Origin of the sequence: Bradyrhizobium sp. CCGUVB14 (assembly GCF_024199935.1) — a bacterium.
Classification (GTDB): domain Bacteria; phylum Pseudomonadota; class Alphaproteobacteria; order Rhizobiales; family Xanthobacteraceae; genus Bradyrhizobium.
The window spans coordinates 7918453-7937534 of record NZ_JANADS010000001.1 but is presented as its reverse complement, the minus strand read 5'-3'; the positions used below and the strand labels follow the sequence as shown (position 1 = coordinate 7937534).

Sequence of the window (19082 nt, the reverse complement as noted above, 5' to 3'; positions counted from 1 at the left end):
CACCATGACCAACGCAGCCAGCTCGTCCTCCCGTATCGCCCGTGGCGGCAAGGCCATCTACGGCGCGCCGCTCGGCATCCTGATGCTGGAAGCACGCTTCCCCCGCATTCCCGGCGACATGGGCAACGGCGCGACCTGGCCATTCCCCGTGCTCTATCGCGTGGTGAGCGGCGCTTCGCCGGAGAAGGTGGTGCTGAAGGGTGCCGCCGGCCTGCTGCCTGACTTCATCGATGCGGCCAAGGATCTGGTGCGGCTCGGGGCCGAAGCCATCACCACCAATTGCGGCTTCCTCTCGCTGTTCCAGAAGGAGATCGCGGCGGCCGTCGGCGTTCCCGTCGCGACCTCGTCGCTGATGCAGGTGCCGTGGGTGCAGGCGACCTTGCCGCCGGGCAAGCGCGTCGGTCTCGTCACGGTGTCGGGCTCGACCCTGACGCCGGCCCATCTCGAAGGCGCCGGCGTGCCGCTCGATACGCCGCTGGTCGGCACCGAGCACGGCAAGGAGTTTTTCCGCGTCCTGATCAAGGCCGAGAAGGACGACATGGACGTGGCGCAGGCCGAGCGTGACGTGGTCGAGGCCGGAAAGCAGCTGGTCGCCAAAAACCCCGATGTCGGCGCGATCGTGCTCGAATGCACCAATATGCCGCCCTACGCGGCCGCGTTGCAGGCCGAGGTCGGGTTGCCGGTCTATGACATCTATTCCATGATTACCTGGTTTCATGCTGGACTGCGGCCGCGCGCCTTCGCCTAAGTCCGGCGGTTGCGAAGCTCTTCACAACCTCTGCTCTCGTTTGCATTGCAATCGCTCCCGCAGCCCCGGTATATTGGGCTGTGTGCGGGCATGAATGCAGCTGATATGAGCAACGTGGAACTGGCTTCCGATAGTATCGTCGATCGCGTCTATGAACAGCTCAAGGCGATGGCCGTGAGCTATGAGTTCAAGCCGGGCGAACGGCTCAACGAGGGCGAGCTGGCCAAGCGCCTCGGCGTCAGCCGCACGCCGCTGCGCGAAGCGCTCAACCGTCTCAACACCGAAGGCTTCCTGCGCTTCACGCCGGGCAAGGGCTTCTTCTGCCGCGAGCTCGACGCGCACGAAATCTTCGATCTCTACGAGCTGCGCAAGTCGATCGAGGTCGCCTCGGTCCGCCTCGCCATCAAGCGCGCCAAGGACGAGGATATCGACGCGCTCTTGAAATTCCTCGAAGCGACCGGCCCCGATCCCGGCGAGCGCTCGTCAGTGGAACTGGTCGAGCTCGACGAGACCTTTCACGAGCGGCTGATGGCGATGTCGAACAACGCCGAGATGCTGCGCGTGCTCCGCAACGTCAACGCCCGCATCCGCTTCGTGCGCTGGATCGACATGGACAGCATCAACCGCTCCAACACCCAGGCCGAGCACCGCGCGGTCGTCGAAGGGTTGAAGGCGCGCAACGAAGACGCCTGCGTCTCGGTGCTGGAGAAGCACATCGATCGCCGGTTGGATCGCATCACGTCGGCGATCAAGGAAGGCTACGCGCAGATCTACATGCCGGCGGCGGCGAGGTCGGTGGCGAACTGAACCAGCCTGAACGGCGGTGCCTCTTCCCTTATCCCCTCATGTCCGCCGAAGCCTTGGCGAAGGCGGATGCGGGAGAAGGTGGCGCGAAGCGCCGGATGAGGGGTATCTCTCGGCGCACATAGCTGCGCGTGAGTGCGTGGAGACGTACCCCTCACCCAAGTGAGTTTGTGTCGACCTGCGGTGATGCCCTGTCCCGCAAGGGGAGAGGGCGCAATCATCCGCACTGCGCGAAAACCCAGCTATACAATCCTTCGATATCTGATCGTCCCAGACGGTCAGAGCTTTTGCGCCCGAACATCGCTAGCGTGCCGCTCGCAATTCACGGAGACACGCGGTGCATAGCCCCAAGCCCAATCCTGAAACCGACTGGCCGAGCGAGCTCTATCGGGTCCTCAAGGCCGCCGACGTCAAGCAGATGTCGTACGTGCCGGACGCCGGTCACAGCCAGCTCATCCGCATGTTCTCGGCCGACCGCGACGTCACCACCAACGTGCTGACCACGGAAGAGGAAGGCATCGCGATTGCCGCGGGCGCCTGGCTCGGTGGCCAGCGCAGCGTGCTGCTGATGCAGTCGAGCGGGGTCGGCAATTGCATCAACATGCTGTCGCTGTCGGCGATCGGCCGCTTTCCGCTCTTGATGCTGGTGACGATGCGCGGCGAATGGGCGGAGTTCAATCCCTGGCAGGTGCCGATGAGCCGGGCGACGCAGCCCTCGCTGGAGGCCATCGGGCTGAAGGTAATGCGGGCTGAGACGGCGGAGGATCTGGTCGAGACCGTCGAATCCGCGGCGTCGCTCGCCTACGAATCCGACCAGCAGATTGCAGTCCTGATCGGGCAGCGCCTGATCGGCAAGAAGAAGTGGTGATATCGATGACCGTTCCCTCCGAGCTCGATCGCCGCGCCGCCGTCGCGGCTCTTCTCAAGAACCGCAAGGACACGCTGGTCGTCTCCGGCCTTGGCTCTCCCACCTACGATTTGCATTCCGTCGGAGACCACGACGCCAATTTCTATCTTTGGGGCGCCATGGGCGGCGCTGCGCTGATCGCGCTTGGATTGGCGCAGGCCCAGCCGGGCAAGCGCGTCCTCGCGTTGACCGGTGACGGCGAGCAATTGATGGGCATCGGCGGTCTCGCCACCATCGGCGTCGCCCGTCCGCGCAATCTCGACATCGTCGTGATCGACAACCAGCATTTCGGCGAGACCGGCATGCAGGCGAGCCACACCGGCCGCGGCGTCGATCTCACCGCGATTGCCGCGGCCTGCGGCTTTGCTGCCACTGCGACGGTGCGGACGATCGAGGAGGTGCAAGACCTCGCGGCGCAAATCGCCGAGCCGGCCGATGGTCCGCGGCTTTTTGTCATCAAGGTGAGGGCGGAAAATCCGCCGCGTTCGCTGCCTTCGCGCGATGCCGTCTTTATCAAGAACCGGTTCCGTGCTCATCTCGGCTTCGCGGCAGCTTGAACCGGAATCCTCTCCGGGATAGCTCGCTGCCCAAGCAGCTATTCTGGAGTGAGACCCATGAAACTATCCGGCAAGGTCGCCGCCATCACCGGCGCGGCACGTGGCATCGGCAAGGCCTGCGCAAAGCGGTTCCTCGATGACGGCGTGAAAGTCGTCATCTCGGATGTCGATGCCGATGGCCTGGCGGCAACGGCTGCCGAGCTCGGCCGGCCCGATGCTCTGCGCACCGTCGTCGGCAATGTCGCCAAGCGCGCCGACGTCGACCAGCTCGTCGCCACCGCCGCGAAAGAGTTCGGCCGGCTCGACATCATGGTCAACAATGCCGGTGTCGCCCGCAACCGCGACATCCTGGAGATTTCCGAAGCCGAATTCGACGAGATCATCGGCATCAATCTGAAGGGCGCGTTCTTCGGCGTCCAGGCCGCGGCCAGACAGATGATCGCGCAAGGCGGCGGTGGCGTCATCATCAACATGTCCTCGGTCAACGCGCTGCTGGCGATCCCCGCGCTTGCGACCTACGCCATGTCCAAGGGCGGCATGAAGCAGCTGACGTCGGTTGCCGCCGTCGCGCTCGCCCCGCACAACATCCGCGTGGTCGCGGTCGGCCCCGGCACGATCCTGACCGACATGGTGGCGTCCTCGATCTACACCTCCGAAGATGCCCGCAAGACAGTGATGTCGCGGACGCCTGCGGGGCGCGGTGGCGAGCCGAGCGAGGTCGCCTCCGTCGTGGCGTTCCTCGCCAGCGACGATGCGTCCTATATCACCGGACAGACCATCTATCCCGATGGCGGCCGGCTGATCCTGAACTACACGGTTCCGGTAAAGGACAAGTAGAGGGCGGGCGAAGCCGCTGCCACATTTTCGGTGTCGTCCTGGCGAAAGCCAGGACCTATTACCACAAGACGTGGTTTGACGAAGACTTGTGGTCACTAGCCTAGACGACAACTACTCCCCGGGGTAATGGGTCCTGGCTTTCGCCAGGACGACTCGGAAACCTCACTCCGCCGCGATCGTCATGCCATGGCCGAGCCGCTTCGAAATGTGGCTCGCGCAATCGCGCAAGGCGTGAGCGATCGGGCTGTCCCAGCGCGCATCGAACGTGCCTTCCGGCCCCATCGCGGTGATGACCAGCGCGACATGGCCGGCATGGTCGAACACCGGCGCCGAGAACGCATTCACGCCGGGCAGGGGATCGCCCAGCGCGCGGGCGAGGCCGTGTTTGCGGACCTCGGTCAGCATCTCGGTGACCTTGGCGCCTTTCACGGCGCGCTTGGGATTGTAGCCGACGCCGTGACGATCGAGGCCGCTTTCGAGCGCGGCATTGATGGTCTTCTCCGGCAGGAAGGCTGCGAAGGCGCGGCCCGTCGCGGTTTCCAGCAGTGCCATCACCGATCCGGCGCGCATCACGATGTGGACGGGCTGGCCGGGCTCTTCGAGCTGGACCACAGTCGGGCCGTGCGTGCCCCAGACCGCGAGCGAGACCGCGTGCCCGATCTGGCTCGCCAGTGCGGCGATCTTCGGCTGGGCGATGCGGACGCCGGAGAGGCGGCGCAGGCTGATCAGGCCGAGCTCCAGCGCGAGCGCGCCGATCTCGTAGCGGCCGGTGGTCTCGTCCTGCTCGATCAGGCCGATGCGCGAAAAGCTGGCGAGATACGGATGCGCCTTGGCCGGCGTCATGCCGGCCTCGCGCGCGAGATCGCGCAGCATCATCGGCTCGCCGCTCCTGGCGAGGGCGCGGAGCAATTCTCCGCCGACCTCGATCGACTGGATGCCGCGGCTTTCTCTCTTCATGCGCCCCCTGGCGTTTGGTTTACGCCGCGTCGCGCTTGGCGGCGCTGTCGGCGAGATGACGGCCGGCAATGTAGCCGAAGGTCAGCGCCGGCCCAAGCGTGATGCCGGCGCCGGGATAATTGCCGCCCATGATGCTCGCCATGTCGTTGCCGGCGGCATAGAGCCCGGGAATCACCCGGCCCTCGGCGTCGAGCGCGCGCGCGTTCTCGTCGGTGACAATGCCGGCATAGGTGCCGAGATCCCCCACCACCATCTTGATGGCGTAGTACGGACCGTTCTCGATCGGCGCGATGCAAGGGTTGGGGCCGTGCATGGCATCGCCCTGGTAGCGGTTATAGGCCTTTGAGCCCTTGCCGAATGCGGCGTCATGCCCCTGCGGAGCGGTCGCATTGAACTGCTTGACGGTCTCGGCGAACGCTTTCGCATCGATGCCGGCCTTCGCCGCCAGCGCTTCAAGCGTGTCGCCGCGCATGAGGTAGCCGGTCGCGAGGTGATGACCGAGCGGCATCGGGAACGGCGGCACGCAGCCGAGGCCGTATTTGCGCAGCGTCGGGTGGTCGCAGACGAGATAGGCCGCGATCTCTTCGCCGGGCTTTGCCGCCTTGATCATGGCCTGGACGAAGTCGTGATAGGAATTGCCTTCATTGGCGAAGCGCTTGCCGTCGCGCATCACCGCGATCACGCCGGGCTTGGCGCGGTCGATGAAGTGCGGCATCACGCCCTTCGAGCCGTCCTTGCGCGTGGTCAGCGACACCGGCACCCAGGCCGCCGCATTCGGCAGGCGGTCTTCGACATGCCCGCCGGCGCTTTCCGCCAGGCGCAGGCCGTCGCCGGTATTGCCGGTGGGGCCGGGCGAGAAATGCTCATGGCCGGTCGGCGCATGCGGAAACATCTTCTTCCGCCGCTCGACATCATGCGGAAAGCCGCCGCAGGCGAGCACCACGCCGTGCCGCGCGCGAACGCGGACGTCGCGGCTCTCGCGCGAAACGATCGCGCCCGTCACCGCGCCGTTCTCCACCGTCAGCTCGCGCACCGGCGAGGATAGCCACATCGGGATCTTCAGATCCTGCGCGGATTTGGCGAGACGGCCGGCGAGCGCGTTGCCATTGGTCAAGGTCATGCCGCGGCCGTAGCGCAGCACGTCCATCAGGTGCCGCGACAGGCGCTTTGCGACGTAGACCGCTGATGTCAGCGACTTCGTCACGCGCATGAAATGGATGATCTCCTTGCCGGAGCCCAGCATCATGCCGAACACGGTGAGCTCGGGCAGCGGCATGCCGAGCGTCTTGATCTGATCGCCGAGCTCGCGGCCGTCGAACGGGCGCGTTACCATCGAGCGGCCGCCTTGCGTGCCGCCGGGCGCTTCGGCATGGTAGTCCGGGAACACCAGCGGCATGTCGAAGCGCAGCGCGGTTTTGGTGGTGAAGAAGTCGACGGCTTCGGGGCCGGCGCTCAGGAACGCTTCGACGCGCGCGGCGTCAAAATTGTTGCCGGCCTCGTGCCGCAGATATGTGCGGGCCTGCTCCGGCGTCTCCGCGATACCGTAGGCTTTCGCCAGCGAGGTGCCGGGGATCCAGAGCCAGCCGCCGGAGCGGGCAGTGGTGCCGCCGAAGCGCGGCTCCTTCTCGACGATCAGCACGTCGAGGCCGCGATAGCGCGCGGTGATCGCGGCCGACATGCCGGACGCACCCGATCCGGCCACGAGCACATCGCACTCGTATGTTTCGCTTGCGTTGCGCTCGTTTCCGGTCATGTGAGCCTCACTTCTTCAGCAGCGGACATTTGGACTCGGAGACCGGGCGATAGGCGTCCTCGCCCTTCACGGTCTTGATGATCTCCAGATAGTCCCAGGGCTCCTTGGACTGCTCGGGCGATTTCACCTTCGCCAGATACATGTCGCGGATGACGCGGCCGTCTTCGCGCAACTTGCCACCATGGACGAAGGTGTCCTCGATCGGCAGCTCGCGCATCTTGGCCATCACCTTGGCCGGATCGTCGGTGCCGGCGGCCTTGATGCCCTTGAGATAGTGCAACACCGAGCCGTAGACGCCGGTCTGGATCATGGTCGGCATCACATTGGTGCGGGCGAAGAACTTTTTCGACCAGGCCCGCGTCGCCTCATCCATGTTCCAATAGGACGCCGTGGTCATATAGGTCCCCTGCGCGGACTTCAGCCCGATCGCGTGCACGTCGGTGTCGAACATCAGGAGGCCGACCAGCTTCTGGCCGCCCTGGACCAGGCCGAATTCGCCGGACTGCTTGATGGCGTTGTCGGTGTCCTGGCCGGCATTGGCGAAGGCGACGACGTCGGCCTTGGAGCTCTGCGCCTGCAGCGCGAAGGAGGAGAAGTCGGCGGTGTTGGTCGGATGCTTGACGCCGCCGAGCACCTTGCCGCCCATCTCGTTGATGAAGCGCGTGGCGTCCTTCTCGAGCTGCTGGCCGAAGGCGTAGTCCGCGGTGATGAAGTACCAGGATTTGCCGCCTTCCTTGATCACGGCGGAGGCGGTCACCTTCGACAGCGCATAGGTGTCGTAGGTGAAGTGCACGGTGTTCGGGCTGCACAGCTCGTCGGTGAGCGAGCTCGCGCCGGGGCCGGACAGCAGCGCGATCTTGTTGCGCTCGCGCACCATGTTGTGCACGGCGATCGCGATGCCGGAATTGGGAATGTCGACGACCGCATCGACCTTGCCGTTGTCGAACCAGCCGCGCACGATATTGACGCCGACGTCGGTCTTCATCTGGTGGTCGGCGCTGATGATCTCGATCGGCTTGCCGAGCACGGTCGGCCCGAACTCCTCCACCGCCATCTTGGCGGCCTCGACCGAACCGGGTCCGGAATTGTCGCGGCCCCAGCTGGAGAGATCCGTCAGCACGCCGATCCGCACCACATCGTCGGAGACTTGCGCGTTCGCAATAGTGGTCATGGCAGCCGAAGTCATCGCCGCGAGCATGGCGCAGGCCAAAAGCCCTCTCATCGTCGTTCCCTCTCTTTTATGGGCCGCCTTGGCGCGGCCGGTTGTTCTGGCGAGGAATTAGATATTAGCAAATTAATTTGTCAATGGCGAATTTTCGCGCGCCTCGTCCTTGCGAGCAAAGCGAAGCAATCCGGAACACCCCCGTAAGTTGCAACCGACATCATGATTGGCCATGATGTCCGCTGGAATCGTGGGGCGCATGGCAATGACGGCAGCAGCGGGGGTCTCCGGTGTCACGGAGCGGTCGACCACGGCGCATGTGGTGTGGGCGAGTGCGCTCGGCACCGCGATCGAGTGGTACGATTTCCTGATCTACGGCACGGCCGCCGCCCTCGTGCTCAACAAGCTGTTCTTTCCGAGCTTTGACCCGTTCGTCGGCACGCTCGCGGCTTTCTCGACCTACGCGGTCGGCTTCGTGGCGCGGCCGATCGGCGGCGCCATCATCGGACATTACGGCGACCGGCTCGGGCGCAAGAGGATGCTGGTCGCGACCATGATCGCGATGGGGCTCGGCACCTTCCTGATCGGATGCCTGCCGACCTACAGCCAGATCGGAGTCTGGGCGCCGATCCTGCTCGTCATCCTGCGCTTCGTCCAGGGCATCGGTCTCGGCGGCGAGTGGAGCGGCGCGGTCGTCATGGTGGCCGAGCATGCCGGCAATCGTCGCGGCTTTTATGGCAGCCTGGTGCAGATCGGCTTTCCCGTCGGCGTTGCCGCCTCCACCGGCATTTTCGGGCTGATGACGCTACTGCCCGAAGCGGACTTCTTGAGCTGGGGCTGGCGCGTGCCGTTCCTGATCAGCATCCTGCTGGTCGGAGTAGGCTTCATCGTGCGGCTCAAGCTCGCGGAGACGCCGCACTTCAAGGAGGTGGTCGAGCGCAAGGAGGTGCTGGCGCAGCCGGTGTGGGAGGTGATACGCCGCGATTGGCGCAGCTTCCTGCTGGCGATCGGCATCACGGTGTCCGAAGTCGGGCTCGCTTATCTCCTCACCGTCTTCACCGTGGTCTATGCCACGACGAAGCTCGGCCTGCCGCGCCAGGTGATCCTGAATGCGGTGGTCTATGCCGCGATCGTCGAATTCGCGACGCTGCCGCTCGCCGGCTGGCTGTCCGATATCTTCGGCCGCAAGGCGCTCTATCTCGCCGGCGGCGTGTTCTCGGTCGCGCTCGCGTTTCCGCTGTTCTGGTTCCTCGACACCAGGGACCCGGTGCTGATCACGCTCGCGCTCGTGGTCACGATGACGCTGACGCATGCGCTGCTGTTCGGACCCAAAGCGGCGTTCATGCCGGAACTGTTCCGCACCCAGGTGCGCTACAGCGGCGCCTCGCTCGGCGCAAATGTCGCAGCCGCGCTGAGCGGCGGCTTCTCGCCGCTGATCGCAACCGCGCTGCTCGCCTGGGCCGGTACGTACTGGCCGGCATCGCTCTACATCATCGCGCTGTCGATCATCACGATTGTTGCGACGCTGATGGCGCCGGAGACCGCGCGCGACACGCTGAAATCATAAGCGGTCAGAGGCAGGCGGGATTGGCCGCGGCTGGGATCACCAGGAATGTGATCGTGGCCGGCGCGAGACGGATCGTGCCGGCCGCTGTCGGAAGGCTCGCGATATCAGGCATTCGATCGCCAGCCATAAGCGCGAGCGGGCTGCCGTTCAATTGCACGCCGGCACTCTGCAGCCGGGCGGAGCTGAGCGTGTAACGCTCGGACGGAAGCGGCAGGGCGAGCGAGCGCGAAGCATCGCGCGAGGTGTTGATTGCGAGCAGCGTGACCGCGCCGTTCAGCTTCGGATGGCAATGCGCGTAGACGTGAAGACCCGGGACGACCGCGAGACCTGTCTCGAGCACCGTCGGTCCCATCAGCCGATGCCAGAGCAACGCGGCCCAATAGTTCGGGCGGGGACGGAATGTCGTCTCATCGAGCAGGCCGTAGTCGCTGGCGGCCAGCGTGTTGTGCGTCACGACCTGGACGCCGGCTTTGGCCAGGCGCCCGAGCTGGTCGAGATAACGAAACGTGTCGAGGAACGTCTTGTCCCAGCGATTGCCGCCACAAGCCGCATCCGCCGTCTCGGTCAGCCAGATCGGCTTGCCCGGCTCGAATGTGTCGCGCAAGTCGCGATAGATCGCCAGCGTCGAATCGGTGCGCGCGAGCCATTGATCCGAAAGCGCCTGCGCTGGGTCATCGCGGCCCCCACAGCGCGGCGAGATCGTGTTGTAGTGATGATAGGAGAAGCGGTCGACGCCGGGGCCGGACGCGGCGAGCAGATCGCGCGTGGTGATGCCTGAGCCAGATGGGGAGGCGGTATCGCCGACCGAGCCGGGCCCTGCGATCAGCGTCTCCGGCGCACTGTGCCGAATCCATTCGCGAAAAATCTTGATGTCACGGCCGTAGGCGGTCGCGTCGTACCCGGGCGGAGCGCCGGCCGCGAGCGTCGGCTCATTCATGAACTCGACGGCGCTGAGGCGGCCGCCGAGCGAGCGCGTGACATCGAGCAGGCGTTGAGCCTGATCCGGTCGCCAGGTGCCATTGCCGTTGCGGCTGCCGGGACTGACGGCCAGGGAGGTGACGATCTCCGCATCGACAGCGCGCGCGAAATCGACGATGCCGCGCCACTGCGCGTGGGTGAGCACGGAGTTGAAACCGGCCGGCGGTTCCGACGGTGCGCTCTCCGTGTCGGCAAAGAACGTCGCATTGGCCCAGGTTCCGCTGACCCGCACATAGGCCGGCGACAAGGCGGCTGCGAGCTTGCGCAGGCGCGCGTTGGACAGGTTGATCGGAGGCCTGAAGCTGTAGCGATCGCGCTGATCGAAGCTGCAGCCCGCGCGCGGATACGGCTTCCAGAACCGTCCGCCCGTCACCTCCACCATCTCGATATTGTAGGACTGAAAGCGCGGGTCGATCTTTCCGATCGCTTTCAACGTCGCCGCCGCAATGGATGTTTCGTCGGCAAGTGCGACGCCCGAGGTTGCGGCAATGAGCAGCACAATCGTGGCCGCTGTTGCCGCGCAAAGGGGCCTGCGCCGTTGTCTGCGTGCGCTTGTATGCACGGCCTGACGCCTTCTTATGCGCGCTGCCGAAAGCAAATGCAGCGGCCCGAACCATTAGCGGCTCTTATACGCCGAATTTTTACTTCCAATTTTACTTCGCGAAACCTCAGCCATAGCCTCACGCGCAACTGATCACGGAAAGCAGCCGATCAATGGCGATCGGTGCGAGCGTTCATCGTAACCAACGAGGGTTGCCATGTCTGATGAGACGAAGGGAACGTCCACCTCCAATCCGGCGGGAATGGAAGCGGGATCGACGAAAAAGCTGAGCCGGCGCACGCTGTTGAAGGGTGCGGCCGCTGTTGCGGGAGCGGCCGCGGGGTCGGATGCGATCCGCGGATTCCCGACCATCTGGGCGCAGGAGATCAAGGACATCGAGCTGCGCCATGTCGGCGTCTCCTATTCCGTCGTGAAGGCGATCGGCGACCAGGCCGCCAAGGACCTCGGCTTCAAGGTGACGATGCAGAACCTCGACACCTCCGCCGCCATCAACCGCTTCATAAGCCAGCCTAATACGGTCGATATCGCCGACCTCGAGGGCTGGCAGGCCAAGCTCGCCGCCAAGCGCAGCGTGATCCAGGGCATCGAGGTCAAGAAGATCAAGGAGTTCGACAACATCCTGCCGATCTTCACCAAGGGCGAGATCGACGGCCACAAGATCCCGCGTCAGGGCATTTCGCCTTACGAGGCCATGTACATTTCCAAGCCGGACTCGACCGATCTGCACGATGGCGTCACCGAATGGGCGACCTTCCTGCCGCAGGTCTACAACGCCGACTCCATCGGCTATCGCCCCGATCTCGTCGGTCATGAAGTGACCGAGTGGAAGGACCTGATCGATCCGAAGTTCAAGGGCAAGGCCGCGATCCTCGACGTGCCCGCGATCGGCATCATGGACGCCGCGCTCTGCTTCGAAAGCGCCGGGCTGATCAAGTACGGCAACAAGGGCAACATGACCAAGGAGGAGATCGACTTCACCTGCAACAAGCTGATCGAGCTGAAGAAGCAGGGCCAGTTCCGCGCGACCTGGACCACCTTCGACCAGTCGGTGCAGCTGATGGCGGCGGGCGAAGTGGTGATTCAGTCGATGTGGTCGCCGGCGGTCGCCGCCGTCCGCGTCAAGGAAATCCCCTGCGTCTACGCGCCCGTGAACGTCAAGAACGGCAAGGAAGGCTATCGCGGCTGGTGCAACGGCATGGGCCTGATGAAGCATCTCTCCGGCAAGAAGCTCGATGCCGCCTACGAATATCTCAACTGGTACCTCTCCGGCTGGCAGGGCGGCTTCGTCGCGCGCTACGGCTATTACAGCCCGGTACCGTCGACCGCGAAGAAATTCCTCACCCCGGCCGAATGGGCGTTCTGGTACGAGGGCCAGCCCGCGCCCGAGGTCGTCAACGATCCCTATGGCGTGCCGATGGAGAAGACCGGCACCAAGCGTGACGGCGGCTCGTTCCTCGATCGCGTCAAGAACATCTCGTGCTGGAACACGCTGATGGATGAGGCGGCCTACATGAACAAGCGCTGGAACGACTTCAAGGTGGCCTGAAACCTGCTTTCCCTGACGCAAGCGAAGCACCGGCGCCGTCACGCGCCGGTGCGACAAGACCGAGTTCGAGGCAATTGCTGATATGCAGCCCAGTCCAAGCTCAAGTCCTTCGCGCTCCAATCTCGCCGGCTGGCTTTATGTGTCGCCGCTGGTCCTGGTGCTCGTGCCGTTCTTCGTGGCGCCGATCCTGGTCGTGCTGGCCGCGAGCTTCTTCGCCGCCGACGGCTTTGGCGGGCTGACGCCGGGTTTCACGCTGGCAAGCTATGTCGAGGTGCTGCACTCGGCGCTGACGCTGAAGCTATATCTGGCGACCATCAAGTTCACCGTGCTGACCTGGATCTTCACGCTGATCATCGGCTTCTTCGTCGCCTATTTCCTGGTGTTTCATGTCCGCAACCAGTTGCTGGCGATCGGCCTGTTCCTGCTGTGCACGGTGCCGTTCTGGACCTCGAACATCATCCGGATGATTTCCTGGATCCCGCTGCTGGGCAAGGAAGGCCTGATCAATCAGGCGCTGCTCGCGATGGGCGTGATCCATCAGCCGCTGGAAGTGCTGCTGTTCTCCGACCTCGCCGTCGTCATCGCCTATGTTCACCAGCTCACGATCTTCATGATCGTGCCGATCTTCAATTCGATGGCGCGGATCGACAAGAAGCTGATCGAGGCCGCGATCGACGCCGGCGCCAGCCGTTTCGACATCATGCGCCTGATCGTGGTGCCGATGTCCAAGAGCGGCATCGCGCTCGGCACCATCTTCGTGGTCTCGATCGTGATGGGCGACTTCTTCGTGGTCAAGGTGATGTCCGGCGGCGGATCGGCCTCGGTGGTCAGTGCGTTTTATGAAGACGTCGGCGTGCTGCAATATCCGACGGCGGCGGCGAGTGCCGTGCTGCTGACGCTGGCGCTGGTCGCGATCGTCTCGCTGATCCTGCGCACCGTCGATATCAGGCAGGAGATCACGCGATGAGCGCGGTTCTCGCCGACATGCCCAAAACAGGTGCGTCCAAGCCTGGTGCATCCAAGTCTGTCGCGCCCGCGACGACCAAGGCGATCGCGCCGAGCAAGGGCGGCCGTCCCTGGACCTTCTACGTGCTGGCGGCGCTGTTCGCCGCTTACGTGATCGCGCTCTATGGCCCGATGTTCTGCATCTACATCCTGTCGTTCCAGGATATCCGCGGCGGCCTCGTGTTCCCGATGAAGGGGCATTCGCTCCACTGGTTCGTCGATCTCTTCACCCAGGCGCGGACCGGCGACGTCAAGGGCTCGTTCGACCGCTCGATCAAGCTGGCGGTGATCGTCACGATCATCACCGTCGTGGTGTCGTTCCTCGCCGGACTTGGCTTCCGCAAGCGCTTCCGCGGCGACACGTTCGTCTTCTACATGATGATCGGCAGCCTGGTCGCGCCCGGCCTCGTGCTCGGTCTCGGCACGGGGCTTCTGTTCCAGGCGCTAGGGCTGGATGCGAGCTGGTATACCTCCGCACTCGGCGCGCAGCTGTCCTGGACGCTGCCGTTCGGCGTGCTCGTGATGTTCGCGGTGATGTCGCGCTTCAACCACGTCTGGGAGGAGGCGGCCTATGATCTCGGCGCCAGCCGCTGGCAGTCGATCTGGCTGGTGATGATCCCGGTGCTCGCGCCCGGCCTCGTCGCGGTCGCGCTGTTCGGGTTCACGCTCTCTTACGACGAATTCGCGCGCAGCCTGCAGACCGCGGGCTCGCTGAACACGCTGCCGCTGGAAATCTGGAGCATGACGCTGAACGTCACCTCGCCCTCGCTTTATGCGCTCGGCACCGTGACCACCATCGTCTCCTTCGTCGTCATCGGTGCAAGCCTCGGCACCATCGTGCTGATCCAGAAGAAGCGCGGCAGCCAGGCCAAGGGTTGAGAATGAAGAGCGATCGCGGCGATATCGAACTGGCAGGCGTCTGCAAGAGCTTTGACGGCGTCACCAATGTGGTCGACGGCGTCAATCTCAAGATCGACGACGGCGCCTATTGCTGCTTCATCGGCCCGTCCGGCTGCGGCAAGACCACCATCCTGCGCATGATCGCCGGCCATGAAGACCCGACCGCGGGCGAGATCGTGATCGGCGGCCAGAACGTCGTCGGGCTTGCGCCCGTGCAGCGCCGCACGGCGATGATGTTCCAGTCCTACGCGCTGTTTCCCCATCTGACGGTCCGTGAGAACATCGCCTTTGCGCTGCGCGTGCGAGGCCAGTCCAAAGCCGATCGCCTCCGGGCAGCCGACGCCATGATCGAGAAGGTGCGGCTGACGCAGTTCGCCGACCGCCTTCCGGCGCAGCTCTCCGGTGGCCAGCAGCAGCGCGTGGCGCTGGCGCGGGCCGCGATCACGGAACCGCGCGTGCTGCTGCTCGACGAGCCGTTGTCGGCGCTCGACGAGCAGCTCCGCGTCCAGATGCGGCAGGAGCTGCGGCGGATGCAGCAGGAGCTGGGCATCACCTTCATCCATGTCACCCACACGCAGCTCGAGGCGATCGCGCTCGCGGATCTCGTGGTGGTGATGGAGCAGGGCAAGATCAAGCAGGCGGGCGCTGCGCGCGACGTCTACGCCCATCCGCACGACCGCTATGTCGCCGAGTTCATGGGCGGCCAGAACGTGCTGTCCGGCCGCGTCGAAAAGGTCAACGGTGCGAGCTTTACGCTCGCACAGGCCGCACCCTCGGGCATCGAAGTGCCGCTTCAGGCACGCCCGACCGTCAGCGTGGGCGACAAGGTCGATATCGCCGTGCGCCGCGACGACGTCGCGCTGGTCAGGCCGGGCCGGGACCTTCCGCCCGGCTACACCACGTCGCTGCCGAGCCGCGTGCTCGCGATCGAGTACCAAGGCTATTTCGTCAAGGTCATGCTCGACACCGTGCCGGACGACGAGTTCGTCGCCTACGTGCCGGAAAAGACCTTCTTCGCAGATCCCTTCACCGTCGGCGATGTCGTCATGGCCACATGGGCCACCGGCAGCGCACTTCCACTCGCCTAAAGCCCCGTCGCGCAGGAGTATGACCTTGCAGATATCCTTCACACTCAACGGCCGCCCCACCAGCGTGGATGTCGAACCGGCGACGCTCGTCGCCGAGCTCTTGCGCGAGCAGCTCAATCTCACGGGCACCCATATCGGCTGCGACACGAGCCAGTGCGGCGCCTGCGTGGTGCATCTCGACGGGCTGCCGGTGAAGAGCTGCACGCTGCTGGCGCCCGCGCTCGACGGCGCGACGCTGCTCACCATCGAGGGTCTGCAAGGTGCGCCGGGCTCGAACCAGTTGCATCCGATGCAGGAGGCGTTTCGCGAGCATCACGGTCTGCAATGCGGCTTCTGCACGCCGGGCATGCTGATGACCGCGGTCGCGCTCGCTACCGGTAAGCCGGACCTGACCGAGGCCGAGGTCCGTCACGGCCTCGAAGGCAATATCTGTCGCTGCACCGGCTACCAGAACATCGTGGTTTCCGTGATGGCCGGTGCCGCCGCCATGAACGCCGCCAAGGGAGAGTGACCATGGGCAATGTGATCGGCATCGGCGCCGCACCGAAGCGGAAAGAGGATCAACGCTTCCTCACCGGCCGCGGCAATTACGTCTCCGACATCAAGCGCCCCGGCATGGCGGCCGGCGTGTTCGTGCGTTCGCCGCACGGGCACGCGGTGCTGCGTGGCATCGACAAGAGCGCGGCGCTGGCCTCGCCCGGTGTCATCGCCGTCCTGACCGGCGACGACGTCAAGGCCGACGGCCTCGGCGGTCTGCCCTGTGGCTGGGGCATTTCGGACGCCAAAGGCGTGCCGATGAAGGAACCGCCGTTCCCGATGCTGGCGCAAGGCAAGGTGCGTTTCGTCGGCGACATGGTGGCCTTCGTCATCGCGGAGACGCCGGAGCAGGCCAATGCCGCGGCTGAGCTCTTGAATGTCGATTACGAAGTGCTGCCTTCTGTCGTGGGCGTGCTCGAAGCGGTGCGGCCGAATGCGCCGCAATTGTTCGACGACGTCCCGAACAACATCTGCTGCGACTGGGAGCTCGGCGACAAGGCTGCGGTGGAGGCCGCGTTTCGCAAGGCCGCGCATGTCGCAAAACTCAGCCTGGTCAACAATCGCCTGATCGGCAATCCGATGGAGCCGCGCGCGGCGATCGCCGAATACGAGCCGGGCACCGACCGCTTCACGCTGTGGACCACCAGCCAGTTTCCGCACGTCGTGCGTTTCCTGATGGGCGCGCTGGTGCTGAACATCCCGCAGCACAAGCTGCGCGTGGTTGCGCCCGATGTCGGCGGCGGCTTCGGCGTCAAGCAATTCCACTATGGCGAGGAGGCCGTTATCACCTGGGCCGCCAAGCGGGTGAAGCGGCCGATCAAATGGGTCGCGAGCCGCTCGGAAGGTTACGTCTCCGATCGCCACGGCCGCGATCACGTCACCGAAGCCGAGCTTGCGCTCGATGAACACGGAAAGTTCCTGGCGTTCCGCGTCAACACGCTCGCCAACATGGGCGGCTATCTCTCGACCTTCGGGCCGAACATTCCGACCAATCTCTATGGTCCCTTGCTTGGCGGCGTCTACACCACGCCCGCGATCTACTGCAATGTGAAGGTGGTCTTCACCAACACCGTGCCGGTCGATGCCTATCGCGGCGCGGGCCGGCCCGAGGCGACCTTCGTGCTGGAGCGCATCGTCGATGTCGCCGCGAGCGAGATGGGTATCGATCGCGTCGAGATCCGCCGCCGCAACATGATCCCGAAGGAGGCCTATCCGTATCAGACGCCCGTGCTGGTGCAGTACGATTCCGGCGATCCCATGGGTTGCCTCGACGGCGCGCTGGTTGCGGCCGACGTGAAGGGTTTTGGCATCCGCAAGGCGGCCTCCGCCAGCAAGGGCAAATTCCGCGGGCTCGGCTACTCGACCTATGTCGAGGCCTGTGGTCTCGCGCCGTCGCGCTTCGCCGGTCGGCTGGGCGCCCGCGGCGGCCTCTACGAGAGCGCCACGGTGCGCGTGCATCCGACCGGCCAGGTCACGGTCATGATCGGCACGCACAATCACGGCCAGGGCCACGAGACGACGTTTGCGCAGATCGTCTCCGACAAGCTCGGCGTCGCCTTCGAGAATGTCGACATCGTGTTCGGCGATACCGACCGCGTGCAGTTCGGCATGGGCACCTATGGCTCCCGCTCGCTGGTGGTGGGTGGTGCGGCGCTGTCCAAGGCGACCGACAAGGTGATCGCCAAGGGCAAGAAGATCGCGGCGCATCTGCTCGAGGCCGCCGAAGTCGATATCCAGTTCGAGGCCGGAAACTTCTCGGTCGCGGGCACGGACCGCATCAAGTCGTTCGAGGAGATCGCGGGCGCGGCTTACGTGCCGCACAATTATCCGCTCGAGGTGCTGGAGCCGGGGCTGGAGGAGCAGGCCTATTACGATCCCGTCAACTTCACCTATCCCGGCGGCTGCCACATCGCCGAGGTCGAGGTCGATCCGGAAACGGGCACGGTGACGCTGGTCAACTACACCGCCGTCGACGACGTCGGCACGGTCATCAATCCGATGATCGTCGAGGGCCAGTTGCACGGTGGCATCGTGCAGGGCGTCGGCCAGGCGCTGTTCGAGAACGCGGTCTATGACGAAGGCTCGGGGCAGCTGCTGTCGGGCTCGCTGATGGACTACTGCATGCCGCGTGCCGATCACATGCCGATGATGAAGGTTGCGACCCACTCCACGCTCTGCACGCACACCCCGATGGGCGTGAAGGGGTGCGGCGAGGTCGGCACCATCGGCTCGCCGGCCGCCGTCATCAATGCGGTGGTCGACGCGTTGTCACATCTCGGCGTCACCCATGTGGACATGCCGGCGACGCCGAACCGGATCTGGCGCCTGCTGCAGAACGCGTCGCTGCCGGTCGCCGCGGAATAGGGAGGACAACAATGAAGCCATTTGCCTATCATCAACCCGACCAGATTCCCGACGCGGCCAAGCTTCTGACCTCGATCGAGGACAGCAAGCTTGTCGCCGGCGGCATGACGCTGATCCCGACGATCAAGCAGCGGCTCGCGAGCCCCGCCGCACTGGTTGACCTGTCGAAGCTCGGATCCCTCAAGGGCATCACCGACGACGGCGCCACCATCACCATCGGCGCGATGACGCCGCATGCCGTGGTGGCAGCCTCGAAGCTCGTGCAAGCGAAGATCCCCGGACTCGCGGCCTTGGCGTCGATGATCGGCGACCCCGCCGTGCGCAGTCGCGGCACCATTGGCGGCTCGGTGGCGAACAACGATCCGGCTGCGGATTATCCGGCCGGCGTGCTCGGTCTCGGTGCCACCATCGTCACCAGCACGCGGGAGATCGCGGCCGACAAGTTCTTTCTCGGCCTGTTCGAGACCGCGCTTGAAGCCGGCGAGATCATTACGGCGATTCGCTTTCCCGTACCGCTCAAGGCAGGTTACGCAAAATTCAAAGCGCCGGCGTCGCGTTATGCGCTGGTCGGCGTGTTCGTCGCGAAATTCGCCGATGGTGTCCGCGTCGCCGTAACCGGCGCGGGGCCGGGCGTGTTCCGCGTGCCACCGATGGAGGTGGCGCTGTCGGAGAATTTCGATCCGTCCGCAATCGCGGCGATCAAGATCGACACCGACGGTCTCACCTCCGATATCCATGCCGAAGCCGATTACCGTGCGCATCTCGTCACGGTGATGGCCAAGCGCGCCGTCGACGCGGCGCTCAGCTAGC

The 19082-nt window shown here is 64.9% G+C and carries 17 protein-coding genes; 13 read left to right on the top strand and 4 right to left on the bottom strand.

Annotated elements, in window-relative coordinates:
- Positions 1 to 4: 4 nt before the first annotated feature.
- The 5 genes from NLM32_RS37035 (at position 5) to NLM32_RS37015 (ending at position 3853) form a co-directional block, all read left to right on the top strand.
- A complete protein-coding gene (locus tag NLM32_RS37035; RefSeq protein WP_254133627.1) occupies positions 5 to 748 on the top strand; it encodes an aspartate/glutamate racemase family protein in 744 nt (247 codons plus the stop codon).
- A gap of 105 nt (positions 749 to 853) precedes the next feature.
- A complete protein-coding gene (locus NLM32_RS37030; protein WP_254133626.1) occupies positions 854 to 1555 on the top strand; it encodes a GntR family transcriptional regulator in 702 nt (233 codons plus the stop codon).
- A gap of 334 nt (positions 1556 to 1889) precedes the next feature.
- Entirely contained in the window at positions 1890 to 2420 is a 531-nt protein-coding gene (locus NLM32_RS37025) for a thiamine pyrophosphate-binding protein (protein WP_254133625.1), read from the top strand.
- 5 nt (positions 2421 to 2425) lie between these two features.
- The gene (locus NLM32_RS37020) at positions 2426 to 3016 is read left to right on the top strand and encodes a thiamine pyrophosphate-dependent enzyme (protein ID WP_254133624.1); all 591 of its coding nucleotides are present in this window, start codon (positions 2426 to 2428) and stop codon (positions 3014 to 3016) included.
- Between the two features lie 57 nt (positions 3017 to 3073).
- On the top strand, positions 3074 to 3853 hold the full coding sequence (locus NLM32_RS37015; RefSeq protein WP_254133623.1) for an SDR family NAD(P)-dependent oxidoreductase: 780 nt from the start codon (positions 3074 to 3076) through the stop codon (positions 3851 to 3853).
- Between the two features lie 162 nt (positions 3854 to 4015).
- Here NLM32_RS37015 and NLM32_RS37010 read toward each other — a convergent pair whose 3' ends face one another.
- From NLM32_RS37010 to NLM32_RS37000, 3 genes are read right to left on the bottom strand one after another with little or no spacing between them, the layout of a single operon-like run.
- Positions 4016 to 4810, bottom strand: coding sequence for an IclR family transcriptional regulator (locus NLM32_RS37010; RefSeq protein ID WP_254133622.1), 795 nt, complete (start codon positions 4808 to 4810; stop codon positions 4016 to 4018).
- 19 nt (positions 4811 to 4829) lie between these two features.
- On the bottom strand, positions 4830 to 6563 hold the full coding sequence (locus NLM32_RS37005; RefSeq protein ID WP_254133621.1) for an FAD-dependent oxidoreductase: 1734 nt from the start codon (positions 6561 to 6563) through the stop codon (positions 4830 to 4832).
- Between the two features lie 7 nt (positions 6564 to 6570).
- The gene (locus tag NLM32_RS37000) at positions 6571 to 7785 is read right to left on the bottom strand and encodes an ABC transporter substrate-binding protein (RefSeq protein ID WP_254133620.1); all 1215 of its coding nucleotides are present in this window, start codon (positions 7783 to 7785) and stop codon (positions 6571 to 6573) included.
- A gap of 205 nt (positions 7786 to 7990) precedes the next feature.
- Between NLM32_RS37000 and NLM32_RS36995 the strand changes: the two genes are divergently transcribed.
- Positions 7991 to 9292: an MFS transporter gene (locus NLM32_RS36995; RefSeq protein WP_254133619.1), complete on the top strand. Its 1302-nt coding sequence runs from the start codon at positions 7991 to 7993 to the stop codon at positions 9290 to 9292.
- Between the two features lie 4 nt (positions 9293 to 9296).
- Here the strand turns inward: NLM32_RS36995 and NLM32_RS36990 are convergent, their stop codons facing one another.
- The gene (locus NLM32_RS36990) at positions 9297 to 10769 is read right to left on the bottom strand and encodes a hypothetical protein (protein WP_254133618.1); all 1473 of its coding nucleotides are present in this window, start codon (positions 10767 to 10769) and stop codon (positions 9297 to 9299) included.
- A 259-nt stretch (positions 10770 to 11028) separates the two neighbouring features.
- Here NLM32_RS36990 and NLM32_RS36985 point away from each other — a divergent pair, with 259 nt between their 5' ends.
- The 7 genes from NLM32_RS36985 to NLM32_RS36955 all read left to right on the top strand — a co-directional run bounded on the left by NLM32_RS36985 (position 11029) and on the right by NLM32_RS36955 (position 19081).
- Positions 11029 to 12378 (top strand): PotD/PotF family extracellular solute-binding protein, encoded by a 1350-nt coding sequence (locus tag NLM32_RS36985; protein ID WP_254133617.1) that lies wholly within the window; start codon positions 11029 to 11031, stop codon positions 12376 to 12378.
- Between the two features lie 82 nt (positions 12379 to 12460).
- A complete protein-coding gene (locus tag NLM32_RS36980) occupies positions 12461 to 13345 on the top strand; it encodes an ABC transporter permease (protein WP_254133616.1) in 885 nt (294 codons plus the stop codon).
- Positions 13342 to 14262 carry an ABC transporter permease gene (locus NLM32_RS36975; protein ID WP_254133615.1) on the top strand — a complete coding sequence of 307 codons (921 nt, stop codon included), beginning with the start codon at positions 13342 to 13344 and terminating at the stop codon, positions 14260 to 14262. Before NLM32_RS36980 ends, NLM32_RS36975 begins: the two co-directional genes overlap by 4 nt.
- Before the next feature lie 2 nt (positions 14263 to 14264).
- On the top strand, positions 14265 to 15371 hold the full coding sequence (locus NLM32_RS36970; RefSeq protein WP_254133614.1) for an ABC transporter ATP-binding protein: 1107 nt from the start codon (positions 14265 to 14267) through the stop codon (positions 15369 to 15371).
- A gap of 19 nt (positions 15372 to 15390) precedes the next feature.
- Positions 15391 to 15882, top strand: a complete 492-nt coding sequence (locus NLM32_RS36965; protein ID WP_254133613.1) for a (2Fe-2S)-binding protein — start codon at positions 15391 to 15393, stop codon at positions 15880 to 15882.
- A gap of 2 nt (positions 15883 to 15884) precedes the next feature.
- Positions 15885 to 18272, top strand: coding sequence for a xanthine dehydrogenase family protein molybdopterin-binding subunit (locus tag NLM32_RS36960; RefSeq protein ID WP_254133612.1), 2388 nt, complete (start codon positions 15885 to 15887; stop codon positions 18270 to 18272).
- 11 nt (positions 18273 to 18283) lie between these two features.
- Positions 18284 to 19081 carry a xanthine dehydrogenase family protein subunit M gene (locus NLM32_RS36955; protein ID WP_254133611.1) on the top strand — a complete coding sequence of 266 codons (798 nt, stop codon included), beginning with the start codon at positions 18284 to 18286 and terminating at the stop codon, positions 19079 to 19081.
- Position 19082: the final 1 nt, after the last annotated feature.